The sequence below is a fragment of the Thalassospira sp. UBA1131 genome, from assembly GCF_002311515.1.
Classification (GTDB): domain Bacteria; phylum Pseudomonadota; class Alphaproteobacteria; order Rhodospirillales; family Thalassospiraceae; genus Thalassospira.
The window spans coordinates 13,289-14,818 of the sequence record NZ_DCAO01000110.1 but is presented as its reverse complement, the minus strand read 5'-3'; the positions used below and the strand labels follow the sequence as shown (position 1 = coordinate 14,818).

Below are 1,530 nucleotides of genomic sequence, written 5' to 3'. Positions count from 1 at the left end.
AGATCGCAATTGGGAAGTCTTGGTTCGCCCTTGGCCCCGGCAGCGGCCCGGATCACGAGGATTTCGGCGTGTGCCGTTGGGTCGTTCATTTCCTCGGTCAGGTTTCCGGCGCGTGCCAAAACCTCGCCGCTATCTGCATCGACCAGAACGGCACCGACAGGCACTTCGCCCCGACGCGCGGCAGCACGGGCTTCTTCAAGTGCCATATCCATGTAGCTGTCTGCACTCATGATCTTTCCATCCCGCTTGGGCCATCTGACAAATACGGTCATTTATCAGGGCTGATCTTGTTTTTACTTCATTTTAGGGCGTGTATGCTCACAGTGCTACCAAGCAGATTATGGGTCAAGCGATCATCTGGCAGGTTGCCGGTTAAGCATCACTGGCGACGGCCCGCAGAAACGCATGGACCATCCGCGTGAATTGCCGTTGCCCTTAAAGGGTTACACAGGTAGTTTCCGCGTGACTTTATTCGCGAACCTGTCACCAGCATCAAGGCTATTTCGATCATGACCACGCGCAAGCCGATCATTGGTATCACACTCGATTCCGAAGAACCGGGGGGCTATTCCAAATTCCCGTGGTATGCGCTGCGTGAAAACTATGCCGGTGCGGTGACCGAAGCAGGCGGCATTCCGATGCCTTTACCCCACGAGGTTGAACTGGTCCCCGATCTGCTTGATCTGATTGACGGGCTGGTCGTGACCGGTGGCGCGTTTGACGTGGATCCGAGCCTGTTTGGCGCAACGGAAAAACACGACACGGTTGTCACCAAGGATCGGCGCACCAAATTTGAATGGGCGATGGCCGAAGGCGCGCTTAAGCGCGACATGCCGGTTCTGGGCATTTGCGGTGGTCAGCAGCTTTTGAACGTTATTCTGGGCGGGTCGTTGATCCAGCATATCCCGGATACGGTTGAAAACTGCCTGCCGCACGAACAGCCGAACCCGCGCAACGAGCCCGGCCATGATGTCACGGTCGAGCCCGATACGCTTTTGGCAAAGATCGTTGGTGACGTGAAAAGTCTTTCGGTCAATTCCGCCCACCATCAGGCGGTGGCGGGGGTTGGCCCGGATGTGATCATCAATTCCTACGCGCCAGATGGCGTGATCGAGGGGATTGAGCATCCGAAATATCGTTATTGTCTCGGGGTCCAGTGGCATCCCGAATTCCATATCAGTTCGGGCGATGCGAAGATTTTCGACGCCCTGATTTCCGAGGCCCGCAAATGAGCGACAAGAACACCACCCCGGATGACAACAAGCCCGAACGCATTGCCAAGCGCATTGCGCGATCTGGTGTTTGCTCCCGACGTGATGCCGAACGCATGATTGCCGAGGGGCTTGTGCGCCTCAATGGCAAGAAGCTTGATACCCCGGCGGTCACCGTGACCGACGAAGATGAAATCATCGTCGATGGCAAGCCGCTTCCGGAAAAGGAAAAGCCGCGTCTTTGGCGTCTGTTTAAAAAGCGCGGTCTGGTCACCAGCCACCGCGATGAACAGGGCCGCGACACGGTGTTTGAACATCT

3 protein-coding genes are annotated in these 1,530 nt (G+C 56.5%); 2 read left to right on the top strand and 1 reads right to left on the bottom strand.

Annotated features, from left to right (window positions below; all coding sequences use genetic code 11):
- Positions 1 to 230, bottom strand: a 230-nt coding sequence (locus tag B3Z49_RS18545) for a deaminase (RefSeq protein WP_296993533.1), incomplete at its 3' end; no start/stop codon positions are given.
- Positions 231 to 509: 279 nt separating this feature from the next.
- On the opposite strand from B3Z49_RS18545, the gene B3Z49_RS18540 reads away from it, so the two are divergent.
- Together B3Z49_RS18540 and B3Z49_RS18535 are read left to right on the top strand one after the other, a co-directional pair.
- On the top strand, positions 510 to 1,232 hold the full coding sequence (locus B3Z49_RS18540) for a gamma-glutamyl-gamma-aminobutyrate hydrolase family protein (protein ID WP_296993531.1): 723 nt from the start codon (positions 510 to 512) through the stop codon (positions 1,230 to 1,232).
- Positions 1,229 to 1,530 (top strand): S4 domain-containing protein (locus B3Z49_RS18535; RefSeq protein WP_296993529.1); only part of this gene is annotated, 302 nt, incomplete at its 3' end. The genes B3Z49_RS18540 and B3Z49_RS18535, both read left to right, overlap by 4 nt.